Below are 21,562 nucleotides of genomic sequence, written 5' to 3' on the forward strand. Positions count from 1 at the left end.
GTGACGGGCGACCAGCGTCGCCCGGAAAAGTCATTTCAGCTTACGCTTTCAGGCGTGTTTTGCCCCGTGCAGCGGCGGCGTTTTGTTTTCAGCGGGTTTGACGACCAGCGTCAGCCAGACTGACGCCAGCAGGGCTGCCCCCATAAAAATGTAAGAGGCCGACGGGCTACCGGTTGCGCCATTAAGATAGCCTACAATCCATGAGCCGACGAAGGAACCGAGTGCGCCCATGCTATTAATCAGCGCCATCGCGCCCCCTGCCACATTGCGCGGCAGCATTTCCGGAATGATGGCGAAGAACGGACCGTACGGGGCGTACATCGCACCACCGGCAATCACCAGCAGCGCATATGACAGCCAGAAATTGCTGGAGCCTGCCAGATACGAACCGAGGAAAGCCAGCGCGCCAATCAGCAGCAGCGGCCAGACAAACAGTTTACGGTTCTGCATCTTATCCGAGGCCCACGACACCACGATCATCGCAATGGTGGCGACCAGATAAGGCACCGCCGACAGCCAGCCCGCTTCCACCATACCCATTTGCGTACCGTTACGCAGGATGGAGGGCAGCCACAGCACGAAGCCATACACGCCAATACTCCAGGCAAAGTATTGCAGGCAAAGCAGGACAACATTACGGTTACGGAAGGCTTCGCCGTAATTACGCACCGCTTTGATACCTTCCTGCTCTTTCTGCAACTGCGCCTGCAACGCGGCTTTCTCGCTGTCGCTCATCCATTTCGCCTGCGCCGGTTTGTCCTGCACCAGGAACCACCAGGCGATGGCCCAGATCACCGCCGGAATCCCTTCGAAGATAAACATTTCACGCCAGCCGAAGGAATCGATCAGATAGCCCGACACTACCGACATCCACAGCACCGTCACCGGGTTACCAAGGATCAGAAAGGTGTTGGCGCGCGAACGTTCGGATTTAGTGAACCAGTTGCTGATGTAAATCAGCATCGCGGGCATCACCGCCGCTTCCACCACGCCGAGGACAAAGCGGATGGCCGCCAGCATCGGGATATTGCTGACGACCCCGGTCAGCGAGGCGCACAGCCCCCACAGCACCAGGCAGCAGAAAATCAGCTTTTTCACGCTGCGGCGTTCGGCGTACACCGCACCAGGGATCTGGAAAAAGAAGTAGCCAAGGAAGAACAGCGCGCCGAGCAGCGATGACATGCCTTTGGTGATGCCAAGGTCGTCGTTAATGCCTGCGGCCGAGGCGAAGCTAAAGTTCGCGCGGTCGAGATACGCCAGACTGTAGGTGATAAACACGATGGGCATGATAAACCACCAGCGTTTTGGCGCGATTGTCTGCGTTTTCATACGTTTATCCTCTGCGCGATAAATCGCGCCGCTACGGGGTTAATAATCGCCAAGGGTGGCGCGTGTCGGCAGCCCTTCGCTATCACCCGCCACCTGAATGGCCAGCGAGCCAATTTTGTTGCCGCGCAGGATCGCCTGCGGCAGGGTTTTGCCCTCCAGCAGGGCGCTGATCAGGCCGACGGCAAAGCCATCACCGGCACCGACGGTATCGACTACCTTGTCGACGCGAATCGGTGCCACCAGACCTTTGTCGCCGTCGGCAGTTTTGAACCAGGCACCGTCGCTGCCGGTTTTGATCACCACCGCTCTGACCCCTTTATCCAGGTAGAAATCAGCGATGGCTTCCGGCTGGCGGTAGCCGGTGAGAATCAATCCTTCGCGCTCGCCCGGCAGTACCCAGTCGGCGTATTCCGCCAGCAGGTTTAGCTGTTTACGCATCTCCTCTTCGCTGCGCCACAGCACCGGCCGCAGGTTGGGATCAAAGGAGATGGTTTTGCCCTGGGCGCGCATCTCTTTGGCGGCGTGTTTACAGAGCGCCAGTGAGGTGTCGGAGATTGCTGCCGCCACGCCGCTCAGATGCAGATGGCGTGCATGGCCGAAATAGCTGGCATTGAAGTCATCCCGCGACAAATGGCTGGCGGCGGACCCGGCACGGAAATATTCCACTTCAGGATCGGAGCCATCATCGACGCGGGATTTGAGCTGAAAACCGGTGCGATAGCGCGTATCAACGGTGACGCAGCGATGATCAACGGCTTCTTTTGCCAGCTGTTGCAGGGTAAAGCGACCAAAGCTGTCGTCACCCACCCGACTTACCCAGCCCACCTGCAATCCCAGGCGCGCCAGACCAATTGCCACGTTAAGTTCGGCACCGGCGATGCGTTTGGTAAAACGCCCGGCAGCGGCCAGATCGCCGGTTTGCTCAGCGATAAACATCGCCATCGCTTCGCCAATGGTGACGACATCAAGTTGTGTCTGGGACATCGTCAGCTCCTTAGCAGGCGCGCAGCAGGTCAACGTAATGGCGCGTTACCGCCACCAAATCGTCGCCTTCCAGCGGGAATTCAATACCGCGAGGGACATCGCCGGGCAGCGCCTGCAACAGGGCGCGCCAGTCTTCGGGGCTGTCATCCAGCGCGATGGCGCGGAAACTGTTGTTGTGTGGCACGGCAGTTTTGACATGCACGTAGCCGACATAGCGGCTCAGCTGCTGTGCCGCCTGCATGGCGTCTTCGCCGGTCCAGTGCCAGTTCGCCATATCAAAAGTCATTTGCAGCGGCAGCGCGGCATCAAAGGCGTGATGGAAAAAGCGTTGCATCGGGGCCAGTTTGCAATCGGCGGTCTGATCGTTTTCCACCACCAGTTTGACCGGGGTAGCGTTCAGTACCGCAAGTAAGGCATCGAAGTGCGGCTCGACATAACGGCCAAGCGACAGCTTCAGGCGCTGTGCGCCGAGCAGCCCGGCTTCGAGCAGCAGTTGCGCCAGATGGGGATTCAGTGCGCCATCGGCCAGGTACAGTGTTTCCGGGGCGGAATAGCACACGCTCAGCCCCTGCTGGGCAATAGCCTCACCCAGCGCGGGCAGCTGGCTTATCTCATCGGCACCGAATAATTCACGGCGAATTTCCACACCATCCGCCCCTGCCTGTTTAATCAGCGGCAGCAGCGCAGCCTGGCCGCCCAGTTCTGCTACTTTGGTGGTGCCGTAAGCGGCTGTTACAACGATAATTTCTGGTTTCATCTCATCTCTCCGGGCGCAAACAGCTTGCCAAACGTTATAAAAACGTTAGATGGAACCGGTTCCAAAGAAAAGCGACAGATCGCGGAAGTATGATCCTGCTCACGAAGTGAGCCGTAGCGGGAAATCGGTCACCATAAATGGTGACCCTACTGGGTTCTTGTAGGGAGCGCATTTATGCGCTCCGGGCAGGCGACATCTGACAGGATAAATCAACGCAGCCGCTGGCTGGAACCACGCACGATCAGCTCGCCGGAAAACACCTGCTCGGAGATCGGTTGATCATCGCCTTCAATACGCGCGATAACCTTTTCCAGCGCGGCATAGCCGATCTGCCAGGTTGGTTGTTTCAGGGTGGTGATGCCAGGGCCAGCCAGCGCAGCCCACTCCAGTTCATCGAAGCCGAGCAGGCCGATTGATTCGCCCCAGTTGAGGTTAAGACGTTGCATTGCGCGCGCCACCTGCAACGTCAGGGCACCGTTGGCGGCGACGATGGCGCAGCGTTTTCCGGCATGACGCTGGCGGAAATCGCGCAGCGCCGCATCCATCAGCGCGGGCTGATGCAGGGCGACTTCGGTGTTTTCTGCCTGCACCGCAGGCTGCGATTGCGCGCTGCTGAAGAACGCAGCCAGGCGCTCGCGGCGGGTGTTGACGCTGCCCAGAGGTTCACTGAGGAACAGCAGCGCTTCATAACCGTTATCCAGCAGGTGTTGAGTGGCTTGTTGCGCCGCTTCCGGGTTATTCAGCCCTACCACATCACAGGCGAAATCAGGGATTTTGCGGTCAATCAGTACCATCGGTAGCATTGACTGTTGCAGCTGGCGCAGCACGTCTTCACGCATGCCGACAGCATTCACCACAATGCCTTCCACCTGATAGCTGCTCAGCAGTTGCAGGTAATGCTGCTCCAGGTCCACCTCATTGTTGGTGTTACACATCAGCAGGGTAAAACCGTGGCTGCGACAGGCGGCTTCAATTCCGCTCAGCACATCAACGGAGTAGGGGTTGGTGATGTCGGCAATGATCAGGCCAATCAGGCGAGTACGTCCACGTTTCAGCCCGCGAGCCATCTGGCTGGGGCGGTAATCGAGTTCAGCAATCGCCTGTTCAATACGCGCCTTCAGGTCGGGCGACAGCAGGTTCTGCTCGCCGTTCAGATAACGGGAAACGCTGGTTTTCCCGGTTTTTGCTGTACGGGCAACATCACTGATAGTCGCGCGGGGCGGCCTGGTCTTCATTGCATACACCTGGATCAAAAGAAACAGGCGAAGACTATCACAGGAACACCGCTGCGCAACAACCGGCTAGTCAGAAGTGAGGAGCAGACGCGGTTGCCACAGGGTTTGCAGCTGTTCGGGGGGCGTACCTTCCAGCAATTGCAGCACCATTTCGGCGATCTTTTCGCCAACATGCTGCTGTGAGCATTGCAGGATGGCATTGACCGGGTGATCGATAATCGAATCATGCGGCAGTCCGTCATAAACAAACAACGGAATCGCCTGCGGCCCGCTGAGACGTCCGGCCTGTTGCAAGGCAATCGCAGCACCTTCACCCAGTGGGCTGCAATCGGTGATGATCGCCTGTGGTTGAGGGTCGTTCGCCAGCCAGGCCGAGGTTTGCTGATAACCCGCACGACGTGAGGGCGGTACGGTGGCAAGCTCCGGGGCAGGAACGGGCGGTTGGTGCGATGCGATGGCGTCGAGAAAACCCTGACGGCGGTCGCGCACAAAGGAACTGGGTTCATCGCTGCCAATCCACCCCAACCGGGTCAGGCCCTTTGCCAGAAAGTGTTCTGTCGCCAGCTTCACCCCGGCGTGATTATCGTAGTCAAACCAGGCATAGGGTTGCGCCAGCTGGCTGCGTCCCAGCGCCAGAAAGCGGAAGCCTTTCTGTTGCAGACGTTGCAGGCGAATGTCATCGGGGGTGGTGTGGGTGACGATCAGCGCATCCATGGCGCGGCTGCGCAGCATACGCAAAGTGCGCTGCTGATCCTGCGGTTTATCGGCCAGCATCAGCAGATCAATGTCTTCACGGGCAAGGCGTTGATCAATGGTTTGCAGCATGCCGGTGAAATGGCTATCGCTCAGCGGCAATACGCTGTCGGGTATCACCAGCCCGACCGTGTTGGTGCGGCCGGTCTTCAGGTGGCGTGCTGCGGCATTAGGACGATAGCCGCGTCGGCTGGCTTCTTCTTCAATACGTTTGCGTGTGTCTTTAGCCACATCATCATAGCCATTCAGTGCACGACTCACGGTTGTAACGGAAAGTCCGAGGACGGAGGCGATGGCTTTCAGCGACATGATGGGCTTCCATTGATCAATTTTTGATCAAGCTAACATAAAGAAATCGGCGGCTCTACGGGGGAATAATATTTGAGGGCAGGGGCAGCAGCAAGCGTCAAAAGTGGAGTAAAAACGTGCGAAATGGGCCTGACGGCGCAGGCCCAAAAGACGACTTAACCCAGCGGGGTGAGGGTGATCTCAACGCGGCGGTTCTGTGCCTTACCGGCTTCGGTGCTGTTGCTGGCAATCGGGTTATCCGGCCCCATGCCCTGGGTACGCAGGCGGCTGGCTTCGACGCCCTGCACAATCAGCGCGCTGGCAACGCTTTCCGCACGCTGCTGCGACAGACGCATATTCAGCGCGCGCGTACCGGTACTGTCAGTAAAGCCAACCACATTGACGGCGGTTTTCGGATACTCTTTCAGTACCATCGCCACGCCGGTCAGGGTATTGGCACCTGCCGGTTTCAGGTTGCTGCTGCTGGAATCGAAGGTGACATTGTTTGGCATATTCAGCACGATGTTGTCACCCTGGCGCGTGACGCTGACGCCGGTGCCGCGCATTTTGTCGCGCAGTTTGGCTTCCTGCACATCCATGTAATAACCGATACCGCCTCCCAGCGCTGCGCCGGAAGCTGCGCCAATCAGCGCCCCTTTACCGCGATCTTTTTTCGAGGATGACAGCATGCCGACACCCGCGCCCAGCACGGCGCCAAGGCCCGCGCCAATGCCGGATTTCCCTGCTTGTGATTCGCCAGTGTAAGGGTTGGTGGTACAGCCAGATAATGCCAGGCTGCCGCTCAGTAACAAGGCCAGTGCAACAGTGTGCTTATTCATAAAAGTCCCTTCGATTTAAATGGGGGGAAAAACCCAAAACGGTGCTGATTATGCCGTTAAATCGTGAGGGAAAGCGTGAGAATAAGTCTTAAATTGTAAAGAATCGCCTCAGAGATTAGCAGGATGGCAGAAACAATCAGTTTGATGATCGTTGATCAGGCCGCAGGCTTGCATATAGGAATAGCAAATCGTGGGACCGATGAATTTAAAACCACGCTTCTTCAGCGCTTTAGACATTGCTATGGCCGCATCGGAGGTGGTCGGAGCCAGCTTGTAATCGGGAAAATGATGCAAAACTGGCGTGTTATCGACAAATCCCCAGATAAAGCGAGAAAAGTCTTCACCGCTGGCTTCCATGGCGAGGAATGCACGCGCATTCACCATAATGGCTGAGAGTTTGGCGCGTTGACGAATCAGGCCGCTGTCCTGCATCAGCCGATCGAGATCGGCTTCATCCATCGCAGCCACTGCCTGTGGGTCAAACTGATGAAAAGCACGCTGGTAGTTTTCGCGTTTTTTTAACACCGTAATCCATGAAAGCCCGGCCTGCTGTCCTTCCAGACACAGCATTTCAAATAAGGCACGCTTATCAGTTTGCGGCACGCCCCATTCGGTGTCGTGGTACGCCAGATAGAGCGGATCCTTTGTTACCCAGCCACATCGTTGCATCGCAGTGCTCCTAAAGCATGAGGAAAATACTTCTCTTTCCTTGACGTATTCAATAATCGGTTAATAGTTAATCAAAGGGCGCCGATAACTGTTTTATCCAATACCTAAACGCCCGGTTCCTATCTGGCTCGTCAGGAGTCCTTCATGTTGCAGAAAAGTCAGCGGTCAGGCCAGCACATTATTGCGCTGGCTCTTGTTGGTGTGTGGCTATCTGCCTGCGCCCTGCCTGCCCGCGCATGGGATGAGGGCAGCCAGCAGAATACGACCAGCGCCAGCTCGCCTGATTATGACGCCATCCTGGCGGAAAAAATTTCCCAGAATCACCTGACATTGACCGGAAACAACGAGAGAGGCCTGATGGATGCAGCGCTGAACCCGCCGGATGGGGCGGGTGTTAACCTGCATACCGAAGCCGCCAGCGTTGGCGCGAATCCGTTTGCTAGCCGCCTCTCCGCCGGCTGGCAAATGCCGATGAGTGAGACGATATCCACCGGGCCGATTGCGCAATACGCGGTCGATCCCTCGTCTCTCAACTGCCCGCAATGTGAATTTATCGATCATAACAACCCTGACCAGGTCGCCTCGCTGGGCTGGCGTGTTGATTCCAGCCTTGGCTGGATAGCGCCCTACGCACAGATTAGCTACAGCCATCAATTGGGGGAGATGAATTTTACCCCACGCAGCGATGAGGGGATTGGGCGGGAAAACAATTGGATGGATGTCAGCGTGGGTGCCAATATGCCGCTGGGGCAGCATCTGTCGGCGTTTGCCTCGTTTTCACAAACCGGGGCCATGAGCAGCGGCGAACAGTTCATCTATAGCCTGGGCGTCAGCGCCAGCTTTTAGGCGATTCCGCGCGCTAAAACAGGTACACTGCAAGCTCAGCGCCGGACGGAATATCCGGTCCGGCGCACTGGGCTTGTCAACGTCAGGTTTCTTCATGTCAGTCAAAATCTTAACTTCAACGCTGGTCGGGCTGGATGGCTTTTGTCAGGATCCGCTCGCGAAACTGCAACAGGCAGAAAACGGCACGCTGGCGGTGCTGCATCACAACGTACCGGCGTTTTATGCGGTCACGCCACAACGGCTGGCGCAATTGCTGGCGCTGGAAGCCGCGGCGCAGCAACCCAATGATGTCACGCTGGATGACAGCATGTTTGATAGCCCCAGCGCGCCCATTGCGGCCCCGGTGGGGAAATTTGCCATGTATCAGGGCTGGACGCCGGACAACGATTTTCAGCGCCAGGCGGCAATCTGGGGCGTCGCGCTGAGCGAACCGGTAACTCCCGCTGAGCTGGCCACCTTTGTCGCTTACTGGCAGGCCGAGGGCCGTTTGTTCCATCATGTGCAGTGGCAGCAGAAGCTGGCGCGTAGCGTACAGATGAACCGGGTGGCGAACGGCGGGCAGCCGAAGCGCGATATCACCCGGATCAGCAATACTGATTATGATATTCCCGATGGTTTTCGAGGTGAATGATGAAAACGCCGAACGATCTTTTCAGCCGCCTGAAAAAACTGATGCCGCATGATGTGAAGCCAAAATTCACCAGTGGTGAAGAATTGCTCGCCTGGAATCAGGAGCAGGGCCGTTTACGCTCCGAAGCGATTGTGCGTGAGAATCGCGCGATGAAGATGCAGCGTATTATGGGGCGCTCGGGCATTCGTGAACTGCATATGAATTGCTCGTTCGATAACTATCGGGTGGAAAACGAAGGACAACGCAAAGCGTTGAGCCTGGCGCGCGAGTATGCGGCGGGTTTTGATAACAGCATTTCCAGCTTTGTGTTTTCCGGCCGTCCGGGTACCGGCAAGAACCATCTGGCCGCGGCTATCGGTAATGATCTGATTCTGCGCGGTAAAAGCGTGCTGATTGTGACCGTAGCGGACCTGATGTCGAGCATGAAAGGCACCTTCAGCGGCGGCAGCGATATCACGGAAGAACGCCTGTTGCAGGATCTGAGCCATGTCGATCTGCTGGTGATCGACGAGATCGGTATGCAAAGCGAATCACGCTATGAAAAAGTGATCATCAACCAGATTGTCGATCGCCGATCTTCCTCCAAACGGCCAACGGGCATGCTGTCGAACCTCGATCCCGCCGGTATGAACACGCTGCTGGGTGAGCGTGTGATGGACCGTATGCGCCTCGGTAACAGCCTGTGGGTACGCTTCGACTGGGAAAGTTACCGCAGCCGCGTGCGCGGCGATGAATACTAATTCACCTTCCTCACTGCATCAGGGTGCGCCACATCAAAAATGCCAGCAAAGTCTGAGATAAAGCGCACCCGGACACTGCTACACTGAACCTCTTCTATATTGCCGGGTGAGACAGGCATGAAAGCGACGGGTAAAGGGCCGGCATTATTACGACTGAATAACCTGAAGCGGGTGATGGCGCAGCTGCGTCAGACGCGCGTAACCTCCCGCCAGGATCTGGCCCTGGCATTAAACCTCAGCAAAAATACCGTTTCGCTGATTGTGGATGATCTGCTGGAGCTGGGGGTGATTACCGAGCTGGGGCCGGTCAGTGTTGCCTCTGCCGGACGTCCGAAGATTGAAATATCGCTCAGGCCGGAAAAGCTGAAAAGCGCTGGTATCATGGTAGAACGTAAGACGATTCACTGGCGGGTCTGTGACTATTTCTCGCAGGTGATTGCTGAGCAGACCTGGCGTACCGAAACCCATGATCCCACCGCGTTGTTGCAGGAGCTGGCGGAGTGCTGCCAGACGCTGGCCGCCGCCCATCCTGAGTTAATTGGTATCGCGCTGGGATTTCCGGGCATCGTGGATCCCCAACGTGGCTGGATGCATTTCTCTTCCCATCTTGGCTGGCAGGACATTGATCTGCTGACGCCACTCAACGCTGAAATCAACCTGCCGCTGCGCATCATGAATAATGTCAAAGCGGCGGCGCTGCTTCCGGTGCAGCAACTGGCGCTGGATAAAAACCAGGGTCATTTTTACCTGCGTATTGCGGAAGGCATTGGCGGGGCGTTGGTGCAGCTTGGCGAAGTCTTTACCGGCAGCAGCTGGACCGCAGGAGAAGTGGGGCATCTGACGGTGCAGCCGAATGGTGCGCGTTGCAGCTGCGGGCGTAGTGGTTGCCTGGAAGCGCTGGTCAGCCTGCCTGCCATTCAACACCAGTTAGCTCAGCGAAAATCGGGTCTGCGCTGGCAAAATCGCGAGAGCGAACCGGCGATTGTCAGTGCGGTAATGAGTGAGGCTGGTGCGCAGCTCGGTATTGCGTTGAGCCAGGTGATGTTGCTGCTTAACCCCGCCAGCATTATGGTGGATGCGCCGTGGAATGCGTCACCCGCCTTTGTCCAGGCGGTGCAACAGACGACGCAGGCAAGCACGCTGGCCTTTACCTTTGCCCATACTGCGCTGCATTTTCTGCCGCAGCGCATCGATCCAGCTAACGGCCTGGCGCTGGCGGTGATTGAGCAGTATGAACAGCGCATGGGATGAAAATCCTGCACGATAAATCGCGCCGCTACGGGTTGTGCAATCCGTTGTAGCGGCGCGATTTATCGCGCTATTTTCAGGCGGTATATCGCCGCCTGAAAGGATTAATGCCGTGGAATATTCAGTGACTCAGCGGATTTGCTGCTGCTGGTGGCAGCTGGCAGTTCCACATCAACATTAAATTTCTCCAGCACCAGGCCGTGAATTTTCTCCAGCGAGACGCCAGCGGTTTCCGGCAGATAGCGGAAGGTGAAGAAGTACATGCCAAGCGAGAAAATCGCGAACAGCAGCAGCGGGAATCCACCGTGGAACATATCGAGCAACAGGGGGTTGCTGTTCATGATCGGGAAGGTGGAACTGATAATAAAGTTCGCCATCGACATCGCGCAGATGGAGATCCCCACACAGATGGAACGAATTTCGGTCGGGAAGATTTCGCCCAGCACCGTCCAGACAATCTGGCCCCAGGTCATGCCGAAGAAAATCATATAGGCGAACAGGCCAATCACGGCCAGCAGGCCTGGCAGATGGTAGTAGAAGGCGATAAAGGAGTAAGCCAGGCAGATACAGGAGGTGATGGCCCCGAGCAGCAGCAGCTTACGACGCCCGACTTTATCGATCAGCGTCATCCCCGCCAGCACGCCAATAAATTGGCAAACGGACAGCCAGAAGGTTTGCAGCAGCGCCGAATCCACACTGCCAGAGACATTTTTCAGCAGCGTCGGGCCAAAATACTGAATCACGTTGATGCCGCTGATTTGGTTCCCCACCGCCAGACCAATACCAATCACCAGCAATGGCACCGTGGTTTTATCGAGGCGAAAACGCGCCTTGTGCTGACGTGCTGTTTCATCGGAGAACGAGTGTTTGATTTCGCTAAACACGCTTTCTGCATGTTCGCGGTTGGAGATTTTGGTCAGTGTATCCAGGGCGGCATCGTATTTGCCTTTCAGCACGTTCCAGCGCGGTGACTCCGGGATAAAGGCGATAAAGAAGATAAACAACGCGCAGGGGACCAGTGCGGTCGCCAGAATATAGCGCCAGCCCATAGCAATCATCGCTTCCGGTAGCATGGATTTGGTGATGAAGTAGTTGGTCAGCAGCACCACTGATTGTCCGCCGACGCAGCACACCGCATACAGCGCGGTGGTGCGACCACGGAACTTCGACGGCGACAGCTCTGCCAGATAGATAGGCGAAATCACCGAAGCGAGGCCAATTGCCAGGCCACCGATGATGCGGAAAAGCACAAATACCGTGAAATTGTGGGCGATGGCGGTGCCGATCACCGAAACGGTGAACAATAAGGCGGTGATGGCGAGCGATTTTTTACGCCCCAGCACGTCGCTCAGGCGCGGGGCGATAAAACAGCCCACCAGACTCCCGAGCAGAATGTTAGAAACCGCCCAGCCCGTTTCCGCGGGTGTCAGCTGGAAGTATTCACTTAAGGGTTCGATTGCACCGGAGATAATGGAAGAGTCATAGCCCATCAGCAGCCCGCCAAATGCGGCGACAGTGCAGCAGAGAATGACATACTTCATATTGTAGCGTTTTTGCCTGGAATCCATAGTTATAGCCCCTTGTCTCTACCGCCTGAACGTTGCATGTCCAGAAAGAGGAATGTTGTAGGTTGTCGATGTTCCGTGTATTCACGCAGGGTACTCGCAGTGAAATATATTTTCTAAATGGATATTTTTGGATCATTTTTTCCGAAATGTGTGAGCGGGGTTGCGAAAATTGCTGTCATGGATAAGGGAGAGAAGGTTTATGCGGATGAAATGATAGGTTTTTTGTCATTACCTTCTGACAGGGATGTTGCCTTTCTTGTTTTTTACTGGAATTTTTCTGAAATTTTCATTCTGAAATGTTGCCCTTTTCCCTGCCGGTAATTCCGCCTGGGCACGGTTTCATTTTTTGCCGGGCAGCAGGCATAATACGTTGATTGAAAGGCCGTCTTTGCGGACATCGCGATGAAAACGCAGCGCATCACCCTGGATGATATTGCCACCCTGGCGGGGGTCACCAAGATGACGGTGAGCCGATATTTACGCACGCCGGAAAAAGTGAAAACGGAAACGGCCGACAAAATTGCCAGCGTTATTGCCGAAATCGGCTACACGCCCGATCCGGACAACCTCGCCCTGAGCAGTGCCAGCCCGCCACGCATTGGTGTGCTGATCCCTTCCTTTAATAATCAAATCTTTGCCGATTTGCTGGCCGGGATTGAATCGGTGACCAGTGCGCAAGGCTACCAAACGCTGGTGGTCAATTATGACTACAACCCGCAGCGGGAAGAGGAGCAGATTGCCACGGTGCTGGCATTGAATATCAAGGGCCTGATCCTTACCGAGTCCGTGCACACCATCCGGGCGGAAAAATACCTCAAGGCTGCCACCATTCCGGTGGCGGAAGTGATGGGACTGACTGAAACGCGCGATCGCATTAATGTCGGGTTCGACAACTATCGTGCGGGCTACGACATGACGGCAATGCTGCTGGCGAGTGGCAAAAAACGCGTGATCTATTTTGGCTCCATGTCGGACCGGCGTGATGAGCAACGTTATGCTGGTTATTGCGATGCGGTGGCCGCGGCGGGTTTGCCTGCCGGGCGCATTGTGCCAAACAAGGTGTCATCAGTATCGATTGGTACTGGCATGATGACGCTGGCGCGCCAGCTCTACCCGGAGATGGATGCGATTCTCTGCACCAATGATGACCTGGCGGTCGGCGTATTGCAGGAATGCCATGCGGCGGGTATCGCGGTGCCACAGTCGATGGCGATTGCCGGTTTTCATGGGTTAGAGATTGGTCAGGTCACCACGCCTCGCCTCGCCAGCGTGATTACGCCGCGCTTTGAAATGGGCAAAGTGGCCACCGAAATCGTGATTAAAAAGATCAATCACCTGCCGACCATCGAGCAGGTCAATCTGCACTATCGCCTGTCGATGGGTGCCACCATCTGAAACACCTGAACTGTTGCATATGACCGTAACGGCGCGATTTATCGCGCCGTTACGGATGGTGTGTCAGTCGCGCGCGGCACTGCCTGCAATGGGTGGCGGCGTGTGATGCGCACGTTTCAGGAAGCGGCTTTCCAGCAGATTCCACGAGGTATAAGCCAGCGCCACGGTAATCACAATCGTCATCAGCAGGCCGAGGAAGGCGTTAGCGTTGAAGACGCCAAAGTGCTGCAACACCTGAATAATCGGCCAGTGGTAAAGGTACATGCCGTAAGACAGGTCACCGTACTGGCTGATTTTGATCTCGCTACACAGGTTGGTGCAGAACAGAATCACCACCGAAGAGAAGGCGATTGGCTCCACCAGGAAGGAATAATCGGTGCCTTTGAACAGCAGAAACACCACCAGTGAAATGATGGTGATTTCTTTCAGCCGATCAAACGTGGGCTGGTGGGTCGCCAGCAGGCTGCCAAAGAAGAAGTAGGAAGAGAGCGAAATGAACTGTTTCGCCAGCGTGTCGGCTTTAGCTCCGGTATACACCACCGTGAAGTAAAAGAACCAGGCACAGGAGATGAAGAAAATCGCCCCCCAGACTTTCAGCGGGTTTTTCTTCATCAGCGGCAGCACGAAGGGCAGCAGCACGTAGAGACTCAGCTCGGCTTTAATCGTCCACAGCGAGCCATCCAGCGGCTGGTTCGGGTTGCTGGTGAACACGCCCGGCAGTGATGGCTGGATGAAGTTGAGGAACGAGAAGTTCGCTATCAGATACTTGACGGTTTCTTTGTTTTTCAGAAAATCGACAATCGGCAGCGTCGTCAGGCACAGGCCAATCACGAAGCACATAATCACCACGAATATATACGCGGGTAAAATTCGTTGCGCACGTTTAATAAAATAAGAGGTGAGTGATTTACTTCTTAAGTAACTTTTTGCAATAAGAAAACCACTTATTGCGAAAAATCCTTTTACGGCAAAATCACTATTCAGAAAGTGAGCAAGGAAACGAATGTCAGGATTTCTGGTTACTTCTGCCGAATGCACCAGTAACACGATAAAGGCGAGCGATAGTCGGACGATGTCGAAGTTATTTTTTTCGTTCATATCTGCATTCTTTCATTGAGTGACGTTGCGCCAGTGAAATCATTAATAAACTTCACGTGAGTTGTTAGGAATAATCCGATCACTGCTGACGCAGATGTTCAGCTATTAAAGTTTTAAAAGATTCAAAATGCAAGCAATGGCCCGAAGAGGAAAGATATTCGGACTTTCCTTATGTGTCTATCGGGCTATTCTTAAATAGAAGCGAAGCGCTGACGCAGTTAACGTCAGCGCATTTTTTTAGCGGAACAACTGGAAGGTACGTGAAACCTGGTAGCCGGTGATCGACTGCTTGCTTGAAATAGTATTGTAATAAAGATAGTAAAGAACCATTAATACCGTCACGCCTACCGCCAGAACCTTCATGAATTTCTTCGTTTCCCAGATACACAGGGAAATAAGGACGGGTTCTACCTGCAATAAATAGTTGGCCAGACGTCCACCGGACGCATAATCCTGCAGGGCCATCCTCAAACCACTACCAATCGCAAAGGTAATGACCAGGATGTAGTAAAGACGGAATTTCTCTTCCTCGAAATTCTTTATTTTGTCGCTCAGCAACAGGAAGCTGAAGATGAAGACGAAGCCAATATTTTTCAGGTTGGAAAGGGTGATGATGCCCTGTTCCTGCGCGGAGTCCTGGTTGGCGTAGCCCATTGCCCTGTCGCCTAACGAACCCAGATGGCTTGAGAGGGCAGAGATTAACGCCGAACTGCCCATAAAGGCCAATGGCAGGCTGGCCAGCACGATAAGTATCGGGATGTACTTATGTTTCTTCACGATCAGCGCTATCGGCACCAGCAACGCGACAATGCCGGTGGCGTGGCTGATAAACGACAGAATAAAGGTGGTGATCATGCCCGATTTACTTCTGCGTGCGAAATGATAAACAAAACCCATTAAAAATGCCGAGCACAAACCAAAGCGAATCTGGTTCATGTCTTTATTGATAAACAGGTGAGCAGAGTAAACGGCCAGGGCGACTAACGGGATCGGTGTCAGCTTGCGGAAATAATGTGCGTTGACGCAGACGGCAATCACAGTAAAGACAAAGATAAAGATGTCCGGATTGGCCGTAAATATTCGGGTAACACCTGCAATGGCATAAATAGCCGGTTCATAGCGGAAGTTGACCACCGCATTCCAGAATCCATCGATAATAATCTGATCGATAAACTGTGAGAAGAACTGGCGATACTGTAAATCATCCAGACCGGTGCCAAGACCACGAATTCCACCAAAGGTAAAAAGCACGACCACGGCAACAAAATAAAGATATAATCTGAGTCGTGCTGTGTTTTCATCTTTACTAAGCATGACTTCAACAATTGCCACGAAGGTCAATGTCAGGCTTATGATCCAGTAAATTCCCATGGTCACAGATTCTTATAGTTTAAAATTTACTTATAACATAGGGTGTTGTTAACGTAAACATGAGAAAAGTCTAATTTTTTCTGGTCCATAATTATATTGGATGAAAATGAACAGCAATATTTGCTACCTTTCTCTGTAGATTGATTTGGACTTATTATAAAGTCAGGTTTTTTCTTCTGGGATTGGATTCTGCGGCAGGGGGCGTGCCGTTGTGGTGAGCTGCCGGAGCGCTTGTTGTTGTTTTCATTCAGGATTTGGAGCCAGAAAGATGAAGTCGATTTTTTTATCCGCATTGATTTCCCTGATTTATCTTCCCAGCGCATTTGCCAATAAGGAAATTCCGATCTGGCAAAATGAAGTGTCAGGAAATAATACATTTATTAACTTTAGTAAGAACCTGGCGGATAATAATCGCGCTGTCACAAAGGTAGCATCACCGGAAATGATTTATGTTCCACCGACCGGGGAAAATAATCATTCGGCGGTGCTTATCATTCCGGGTGGGGGATTTTCTTATATTATGGAGGATCTCGAAGGGCTGGATGTGGCAAAGGTCCTGAGTAAAAAAGGCTATTCCTCGTTCGTGCTACTTTACCGCATGCCACACGATGGATCAGAGGTTAACCGCAATAATGCTTTTGCCGATGTGCAGCGCGCCATGCGTCTGATTCGTGCCAATGCGGACCAATACCAGCTAGCCTCCAACCAGATAGGTGTGATGGGCTTCTCTGCGGGGGCTTACCTGGCAGCGAATGTCAGCAACGATCCCGATGCCAGTAACTATCCGGCAAAAGATGATCAGGATAAGGTTTCTGCCCGCCCCGATTTTGCCGCGCTGATCTACCCGGTGCTGTCGCTGAAAGATGGTGTCACCCATAACGGCACGCGTGCCGCCATGTATGGCAAAGATATCAGTGATGACGTCAAACAGCGTTATTCACAGGAAGACCGGGTTTCCACCCATACGCCACCGACCTTCCTTGCCCAGGCGCTGAATGATGGCACGGCCTCACCAAAGAATTCACTGTTGATGTTTGATGCGTTGCGCAAAAACAAGGTGCCGGTTGAGTTGCATCTGTTTCAGCAGGGGGGCCACGGTTTTGGCATTGTGAAAAAACAGGACATCCCGGCAAAAAACTGGCCGATGTTGTTTAGTGACTGGCAGGCGAATCTGGTGAAGTGAAAGGATCGGCACAGGTTGTAGCGGCGCGATTTATCGCGCTGTTCCCTGAAACAGGTCCAGTATAAATTGTGGTCAATATTGTCTTCCTGTGAGAGACTCCCTTACGTTTTAAGCATAGGGAATGCGCTCAATGAACGACTCATCTCAGGTTTGTTTCTTCACAGAAGGCCGGATTGCGCTGCCTGACGGCTATCAGGATCGCACGGTCAATGTCTTTACGGTAACAGGCGCGGGTGCACCCGCCTTCAATATTTCCCGCGATACCCTCCACGCTGATGAAGCGCTGGATACGTATATTGATCGTCAACTGGCACTGATGGCGCAGCATCTGCAGGGCTGGAAACAGTCGCAACGCGCCTCCACCACACTTGGCGAAAATCTCCTGACGGGCGAAATCGTCCACGCCAGTTATCTGCGTGATGGCAGACGCGTCTGGCAGCAGCAGGCGGTTTTCACCCCGGACAACAGCAGGGTGCTGGTGTTCACCATGACTTCGATGGATGTACTGAGCGAGACGGATTCTTCCCGCTTTAACTCCCTGCTCAGGAGCTTCCGTTTTCACGCTTAACGATAAGGAATGTTGTTATGTTTGAAGCAGCACGCGTCGGGGACGACATCGGGCATTCTCATGCCCTGGCTGGCATGATCGGCGGAACGTTAATTGGCGGACTGATTGCGGCGGTTGGGGGGATTGCCTCGGGCGCACTGATGATTGCCGGGCTGGGCGCAGCCTGTCTCGGCGTGGGTGTTCTGCTGATCGGTGCCAGCGTGGCGGTTGGCTGGATCACGGGGGAACTGGCGACGGCGGCCCGTGACGGCATTGCCGAAGCCGGTGCCGCCAGTATGTCGAAAGAAGGCACCATCACCACCGGCTCCGCCGATGTCTTTATCAATGGTCAGCCTGCGGCGGTCGCCACTTACAGCGAGGTGGACTGTTCTGACGACGGTTCCGAACAGATGGCGGAAGGATCGTCCAGCGTCTTTATCAACGGCATGCCTGCCGTGCGCCTCGGGGACCATACCACCTGCGATGCCAGGGTGATGACCGGCTCCTCTGACGTGTTCATCGGCGGCGCAGCGCAGCAGACCCTGCCGATCGAACCTGAAGTCCCTGAATGGTTATACAAAGTCTCGGATCTGACGTTGCTGTTTGCCGGACTCGCCGGTGGCTGGGGCGGAATGGCCGGGAAGACCGGCGCGCTGGGCAGACTGCTGAGCAAATTGCCGGGCATCAACAAACTGGCGCGTATCGCCTGCCGGGCCGGAGTGCTGATGACCGGGGCTGCGGCGGCCGGGATTATTGCCCGCCCGGTGGATATCGTCAGCGGCCAGAAGTTTCTCAGCGGCGATGACGAGCTGGATTTTGTGCTGCCTTCCCGCCTGCCGGTGCGCTGGCAGCGCTACTGGCGCAGCGGTAATCCCGGCGACAGCGTGCTGGGCCGGGGCTGGAATCTGTTCTGGGAAACCCGGCTGCAGCGATATCAGGATGGCCTGGTCTGGCGCGCGCCGTCCGGCGACTTTATTTTCTTCCCCTGGGTGCCCCGGGGCCATCGCAGCTGGTGTGCCGATGAAAAACAGTGGCTGGAGCATCACCAGGATGACAGCTGGTCCCTTTATGACATCAGCGGCGAGCGCTGGCACTTCCCGCCACTGGCCGATGATGCCCCTTCCCTGCCGCTGCGCCTCAGTGAGCGCGGTGGCAATGACATTCTGTTCACCTGGAACGCCGATCACACCCTGCATGCCTTAACTGACAGCGCCGGGCAAACCGTGGTGTGTCGTTATGACGCCGGCCGCCTGACGGGAGCCTGGCTGGATGACGAGGTGTGTCTGGTCAGTTACGCTTACGATGATCAGCACCAGCTTGTCTGCGTAACCGGCCGGGGCGGTAGCGTGCGCCGTCGTTTTCAGTGGCGTGACGGGCTGATGAGCGCCCATGAGGATGCAAACGGCCTGCTGAGTGAATATCGCTGGCAGGAAATTGACGGTCTGCCGCGTGTGGTCGCCTTCCGCCACAACGGCGGAGAACAACTTGAATTCAGCTACGATTTTGCCGCAGGAACGCGGCTGGCGCTGCGTGACGATGGCGCGCAGGCGCACTGGCTGACGGATGACGACGATAACGTTGCCCGCTTCACCGATTTTGATGGCCGCCAGACCACCCTGATCTATGCAGACGGTGAGCTGTGCGATGTCATCCTGCCGGGCGGCGCGATGCGTCGCAGCGGCTGGGATAAATATGGCCGCATGACGTCAGAGACCGATCCGGCCGGGCGCCGGACGGAATATCACTGGCATCGCCAGACCGACCTTATCACCCGTATCCGGTACCCCGACCAGACCAGCACGCAGAATGTTTATGATCCGGCCGGACGCCTGTTGTCGGAAACCGACGCCTCCGGCCATGCCACGGTTTATTACTACCCGGACGATGAAGAGACGCTGCCGGAAAGTGTGACCGATGCGGCAGGCGGTGTGGTGCGGCTGACGTGGAACCGTCAGGGGTTGCTGACGCAGCGTACCGACTGCTCCGGCAGCGTCACCCGCTTCAGCTATGACCGGTTCGGCCAGCTTATCCGCAGCGAAGATGCGGAAGGCAACGTGACGCAGCGCGGGTGGAACAGCGCCGGTCAGCTGTGCACCCTGATCCATCCTGACGACAGCCGTGAAACGCTGATATGGAACCCGCGCGGTCAGCTGAGCGGCTGGCGCGATACGCTGGACAGTGAAATCCGCTGGGCTTACAACGTTGCGGGCCTGCCCGTCAGCCAGACCGATCGGCTCGGACGCACGCGGCGCTGGCATTATGATCCGCGCGGCAACCTGCTGCGGCTGGAGAACGGCAACGGTGGCGAATACCGTTTTGACTATGACGCCGCCGGTCGCCCGCTGCGTGAAGTGCGCCCGGACGAAACCGAACGGCTGTGGCAGTGGGACGAACGCGGCCTGCTCAGTGCGATGCGCGAAGACGGCATGCCCGGCCCGGATGGCGGGCTGCCGCGCCGTATCCAGCAGTTCCACTATGACGACAGCGGCCTGCTGACCGGGCGCAGCCACCGCCATGCCGGATATCATTACCGGCATGACCGTGCCGGTCAGCTGCTTGGCGTGACGCGCACGCCCACAGAGGAAGGCCGTGAGCTGGGTATCGAAGCGGATGAAATCCTGTTCCGGCGTGATGCGTCAGGCCGCCTGCTGAGTGAGTCCGGCAGCAGCGGCACGCTGAATTATCAGTGGGATGAACTGAACAACCTCACCGGCCTGACGCTGCCGGACGGGCAGCAGCTGAGCTGGCTGCATTACGGCTCCGGCCACGTCAGCGCCATCCGTTTCAACCGGCAGCAGGTCAGTGAATTTACCCGTGACCGGCTGCACCGCGAAATCCGGCGCAGCCAGGGGGCGCGCTGGCAGACCCGCGGGTACGACAGCCTCGGCCGCCGCATCCGGCAGCAGAGCGCGGTGACAGACGGGGTGGCGCTGCCGGAAAAAGATATCCTGTCGCGCGCCTTCCGCTACTGCGCGCGGGGTGAGCTGGCGGGTATCCACGACACGCTGCGCGGCCAGGTGGACTACGGCTATGACGCCGAAGGCCGCCTGCTGAAGCATTATGAAGCGCGTCAGGGCCACGCCAGCCGCGGGTTCCGCTACGACGCCGCCGACAACCTGGTGGATGAGGAGCAGGGTTTCGTGGCGGTGAGGGATAACCGTCTGCGGCAGTGGCAGCAGCTGTTTATGAAGTACGACGCGTGGGGCAACCTAATCCGCCGCCGCAGCGGTCAGTATGAACAGCATTTTACCTGGGACGCGGAAAACCGGCTGATAACCGCCAGCGGCAGTGGCCCGCAGGGCCGGTTTACCGCGCATTATCATTACGATGCGCTGGGACGACGCACGCGCAAGGTGGTGAACAGCGGACAGGGTGAGCAGGAAACCCGTTTTCTGTGGCAGGGATATCGTCTGTTGCAGGAACAGCAGGCAAACGGCAGCCGCCAGACCTACGTTTATGACCCAACGGAAACCTGGAGCCCGCTGGCGCGTATCGACCATCAGCAGGATGCCGCGCAGGGGGAAATATTCTGGTTCAGCACCGACCTGAACGGCGCGCCGCTGGAGGTGACGGATGCAGAGGGCGCGGTACGCTGGAGCGGGCAGTACGGCAGTTTTGGCGAGGTCAGCAGGCAGACGGAAGGCTTTTACCGCCTGTCCGGACTGGCGTCGCTGCACCATCAGCCGCTGCGCTACGCCGGACAATACGCCGACCGGGAAACCGGACTGCATTATAATCTGTTCCGGTATTATGACCCGCAGGTGGGACGGTTTACAGTCCAGGACCCGATAGGGTTAGCGGGGGGAGAAAACCTTTACGCTTATGCACCAAACCCTCTGACGTGGATCGACCCGCTGGGGTTGAATAAGGGGCTGGTTACCTATTGGCCGCCAAATAATGGGGCTTTTGGCTCGGAGAAAGTTACTATTCTGGAGCCTGGTCACGTAATTGATCGTTATGGTTATCCCGGCGGTAAATATACTTCACCAGTAGGAACTCCATATTCAATGCGGGCACTTCCGCCAGGAACAGACTCTAAACCATATACTATCTATGAAGTCAGGAAGCCTATTCCTAATGT

18 protein-coding genes are annotated in these 21,562 nt (G+C 55.8%); 8 read left to right on the top strand and 10 right to left on the bottom strand.

Annotation, left to right across the window (positions count from 1 at the left end; all coding sequences use genetic code 11):
- Positions 1–48: 48 nt before the first annotated feature.
- From CUN67_RS20290 to CUN67_RS20320, 7 genes are all read right to left on the bottom strand, one after another.
- Positions 49–1,329 carry an MFS transporter gene (locus CUN67_RS20290; protein WP_208717019.1) on the bottom strand — a complete coding sequence of 427 codons (1,281 nt, stop codon included), beginning with the start codon at positions 1,327–1,329 and terminating at the stop codon, positions 49–51.
- A 39-nt stretch (positions 1,330–1,368) separates the two neighbouring features.
- Positions 1,369–2,313, bottom strand: a complete 945-nt coding sequence (locus CUN67_RS20295; RefSeq protein ID WP_208717020.1) for a sugar kinase — start codon at positions 2,311–2,313, stop codon at positions 1,369–1,371.
- A 10-nt stretch (positions 2,314–2,323) separates the two neighbouring features.
- On the bottom strand, positions 2,324–3,070 hold the full coding sequence (locus CUN67_RS20300) for a sugar phosphate isomerase/epimerase family protein (protein ID WP_208717021.1): 747 nt from the start codon (positions 3,068–3,070) through the stop codon (positions 2,324–2,326).
- A gap of 209 nt (positions 3,071–3,279) precedes the next feature.
- On the bottom strand, positions 3,280–4,305 hold the full coding sequence (locus tag CUN67_RS20305) for a LacI family DNA-binding transcriptional regulator (RefSeq protein ID WP_208717022.1): 1,026 nt from the start codon (positions 4,303–4,305) through the stop codon (positions 3,280–3,282).
- A gap of 66 nt (positions 4,306–4,371) precedes the next feature.
- Complete coding sequence (locus CUN67_RS20310) at positions 4,372–5,367, bottom strand: LacI family DNA-binding transcriptional regulator (protein ID WP_208717023.1); 996 nt, start codon at positions 5,365–5,367, stop codon at positions 4,372–4,374.
- A 155-nt stretch (positions 5,368–5,522) separates the two neighbouring features.
- On the bottom strand, positions 5,523–6,185 hold the full coding sequence (locus CUN67_RS20315; RefSeq protein ID WP_208717024.1) for an OmpA family lipoprotein: 663 nt from the start codon (positions 6,183–6,185) through the stop codon (positions 5,523–5,525).
- A 108-nt stretch (positions 6,186–6,293) separates the two neighbouring features.
- Positions 6,294–6,854 (bottom strand): DNA-3-methyladenine glycosylase I, encoded by a 561-nt coding sequence (locus CUN67_RS20320; protein WP_208717025.1) that lies wholly within the window; start codon positions 6,852–6,854, stop codon positions 6,294–6,296.
- 144 nt (positions 6,855–6,998) lie between these two features.
- Between CUN67_RS20320 and CUN67_RS20325 the strand changes: the two genes are divergently transcribed.
- The 4 genes from CUN67_RS20325 (at position 6,999) to CUN67_RS20340 (ending at position 10,322) form a co-directional block, all read left to right on the top strand.
- Positions 6,999–7,700 carry an autotransporter domain-containing protein gene (locus CUN67_RS20325; protein WP_208717026.1) on the top strand — a complete coding sequence of 234 codons (702 nt, stop codon included), beginning with the start codon at positions 6,999–7,001 and terminating at the stop codon, positions 7,698–7,700.
- A 94-nt stretch (positions 7,701–7,794) separates the two neighbouring features.
- Positions 7,795–8,331, top strand: a complete 537-nt coding sequence (dnaT, locus tag CUN67_RS20330; RefSeq protein WP_208717027.1) for a primosomal protein DnaT — start codon at positions 7,795–7,797, stop codon at positions 8,329–8,331.
- A complete protein-coding gene (gene dnaC, locus CUN67_RS20335) occupies positions 8,331–9,071 on the top strand; it encodes a DNA replication protein DnaC (protein WP_208717284.1) in 741 nt (246 codons plus the stop codon). Before dnaT ends, dnaC begins: the two co-directional genes overlap by 1 nt.
- Before the next feature lie 117 nt (positions 9,072–9,188).
- Positions 9,189–10,322 carry an ROK family protein gene (locus tag CUN67_RS20340; RefSeq protein WP_208717028.1) on the top strand — a complete coding sequence of 378 codons (1,134 nt, stop codon included), beginning with the start codon at positions 9,189–9,191 and terminating at the stop codon, positions 10,320–10,322.
- Positions 10,323–10,423: 101 nt separating this feature from the next.
- On the opposite strand, the gene CUN67_RS20345 is transcribed toward CUN67_RS20340, so the two are convergent.
- Entirely contained in the window at positions 10,424–11,887 is a 1,464-nt protein-coding gene (locus CUN67_RS20345) for a sugar porter family MFS transporter (RefSeq protein WP_208717029.1), read from the bottom strand.
- Between the two features lie 402 nt (positions 11,888–12,289).
- On the opposite strand from CUN67_RS20345, the gene CUN67_RS20350 reads away from it, so the two are divergent.
- Positions 12,290–13,282 carry a LacI family DNA-binding transcriptional regulator gene (locus tag CUN67_RS20350; RefSeq protein ID WP_208717030.1) on the top strand — a complete coding sequence of 331 codons (993 nt, stop codon included), beginning with the start codon at positions 12,290–12,292 and terminating at the stop codon, positions 13,280–13,282.
- A 63-nt stretch (positions 13,283–13,345) separates the two neighbouring features.
- Here CUN67_RS20350 and CUN67_RS20355 read toward each other — a convergent pair whose 3' ends face one another.
- Positions 13,346–14,380, bottom strand: a complete 1,035-nt coding sequence (locus tag CUN67_RS20355) for an acyltransferase family protein (protein WP_208717031.1) — start codon at positions 14,378–14,380, stop codon at positions 13,346–13,348.
- A 237-nt stretch (positions 14,381–14,617) separates the two neighbouring features.
- The gene (locus CUN67_RS20360) at positions 14,618–15,751 is read right to left on the bottom strand and encodes an EpsG family protein (protein ID WP_208717032.1); all 1,134 of its coding nucleotides are present in this window, start codon (positions 15,749–15,751) and stop codon (positions 14,618–14,620) included.
- Between the two features lie 268 nt (positions 15,752–16,019).
- On the opposite strand from CUN67_RS20360, the gene CUN67_RS20365 reads away from it, so the two are divergent.
- The 3 genes from CUN67_RS20365 to CUN67_RS20375 all read left to right on the top strand — a co-directional run.
- Positions 16,020–16,934: an alpha/beta hydrolase gene (locus CUN67_RS20365; protein WP_208717033.1), complete on the top strand. Its 915-nt coding sequence runs from the start codon at positions 16,020–16,022 to the stop codon at positions 16,932–16,934.
- Positions 16,935–17,064: 130 nt separating this feature from the next.
- A complete protein-coding gene (locus tag CUN67_RS20370; RefSeq protein WP_208717034.1) occupies positions 17,065–17,502 on the top strand; it encodes a DcrB-related protein in 438 nt (145 codons plus the stop codon).
- A 17-nt stretch (positions 17,503–17,519) separates the two neighbouring features.
- The coding region (locus tag CUN67_RS20375; protein ID WP_208717035.1) for an RHS repeat-associated core domain-containing protein at positions 17,520–21,562 on the top strand (4,043 nt) is incomplete at its 3' end.

This window comes from Pantoea cypripedii (genome assembly GCF_011395035.1).
Taxonomy (GTDB): Bacteria; Pseudomonadota; Gammaproteobacteria; order Enterobacterales; family Enterobacteriaceae; genus Pantoea; species Pantoea cypripedii_A.

Excerpts from the sequence above, each read along its gene's own strand:
- CUN67_RS20360 (WP_208717032.1), bottom strand. The coding sequence starts at position 15,751 with ATGGGAATTTACTGGATCATAAGCCTGACATTGACCTTCGTGGCAATT.
- CUN67_RS20370 (WP_208717034.1), top strand. The coding sequence starts at position 17,065 with ATGAACGACTCATCTCAGGTTTGTTTCTTCACAGAAGGCCGGATTGCG.
- CUN67_RS20315 (WP_208717024.1), bottom strand. The coding sequence starts at position 6,185 with ATGAATAAGCACACTGTTGCACTGGCCTTGTTACTGAGCGGCAGCCTG.
- CUN67_RS20310 (WP_208717023.1), bottom strand. The coding sequence starts at position 5,367 with ATGTCGCTGAAAGCCATCGCCTCCGTCCTCGGACTTTCCGTTACAACC.
- dnaC (WP_208717284.1), top strand. The coding sequence starts at position 8,331 with ATGAAAACGCCGAACGATCTTTTCAGCCGCCTGAAAAAACTGATGCCG.
- CUN67_RS20345 (WP_208717029.1), bottom strand. The coding sequence starts at position 11,887 with ATGGATTCCAGGCAAAAACGCTACAATATGAAGTATGTCATTCTCTGC.
- CUN67_RS20325 (WP_208717026.1), top strand. The coding sequence starts at position 6,999 with ATGTTGCAGAAAAGTCAGCGGTCAGGCCAGCACATTATTGCGCTGGCT.
- CUN67_RS20355 (WP_208717031.1), bottom strand. The coding sequence starts at position 14,380 with ATGAACGAAAAAAATAACTTCGACATCGTCCGACTATCGCTCGCCTTT.
- CUN67_RS20340 (WP_208717028.1), top strand. The coding sequence starts at position 9,189 with ATGAAAGCGACGGGTAAAGGGCCGGCATTATTACGACTGAATAACCTG.
- CUN67_RS20320 (WP_208717025.1), bottom strand. The coding sequence starts at position 6,854 with ATGCAACGATGTGGCTGGGTAACAAAGGATCCGCTCTATCTGGCGTAC.
- CUN67_RS20295 (WP_208717020.1), bottom strand. The coding sequence starts at position 2,313 with ATGTCCCAGACACAACTTGATGTCGTCACCATTGGCGAAGCGATGGCG.
- CUN67_RS20305 (WP_208717022.1), bottom strand. The coding sequence starts at position 4,305 with ATGAAGACCAGGCCGCCCCGCGCGACTATCAGTGATGTTGCCCGTACA.
- CUN67_RS20290 (WP_208717019.1), bottom strand. The coding sequence starts at position 1,329 with ATGAAAACGCAGACAATCGCGCCAAAACGCTGGTGGTTTATCATGCCC.
- CUN67_RS20300 (WP_208717021.1), bottom strand. The coding sequence starts at position 3,070 with ATGAAACCAGAAATTATCGTTGTAACAGCCGCTTACGGCACCACCAAA.
- CUN67_RS20365 (WP_208717033.1), top strand. The coding sequence starts at position 16,020 with ATGAAGTCGATTTTTTTATCCGCATTGATTTCCCTGATTTATCTTCCC.
- CUN67_RS20350 (WP_208717030.1), top strand. The coding sequence starts at position 12,290 with ATGAAAACGCAGCGCATCACCCTGGATGATATTGCCACCCTGGCGGGG.
- dnaT (WP_208717027.1), top strand. The coding sequence starts at position 7,795 with ATGTCAGTCAAAATCTTAACTTCAACGCTGGTCGGGCTGGATGGCTTT.